The organism is Pseudomonas sp. 05T35 (genome assembly GCF_056396605.1).
In genome coordinates this window covers 1-452 of the sequence record NZ_JBFTLU010000972.1, presented here as the reverse complement: position 1 = coordinate 452, position 452 = coordinate 1, and the positions used below count along the sequence as shown (strand labels likewise).

Here is a 452-nt window from a genome sequence, read left to right as displayed (position 1 = left end):
GACCCTGAGCATCGACGTGCTGGCCAACGACACCGATGTCGACGACGGTCACGCATTCACCTTGGTCAGCGCCAGTGCACCGGCAAACCAGGGCAGTGCCAGCGTCGCGGGCAACCWGTTGCAGTTCAATCCGGGGACTGACTTCGATCATCTGGCGCAAGGCGCCACGGCCAGTGTCACACTCAGCTACACCATGACCGACGAGCATGGCGCGATCTCGACCAGCAGCGTAGATGTGACCATCACCGGCACCAACGACGCRCCGGTRGCGGTGGCCGATACGGCTGCCGGCACKGAAAACCAGACCCTGAGCATCGACGTGCTGGCCAACGACACCGATGTCGACGACGGTCACGCATTCACCTTGGTCAGCGCCAGTGCACCGGCAAACCAGGGCAGTGCCAGCGTCGCGGGCAACCAGTTGCAGTTCAATCCGGGCAGTTCAATCCGGG

1 protein-coding gene is annotated in these 452 nt (G+C 63.4%); it reads left to right on the top strand.

The window, feature by feature from the left end; genetic code table 11:
* A partial coding sequence (locus tag AC1DH9_RS30970) for an Ig-like domain-containing protein (protein WP_477809565.1) occupies positions 1–452 on the top strand: 452 nt, incomplete at both ends.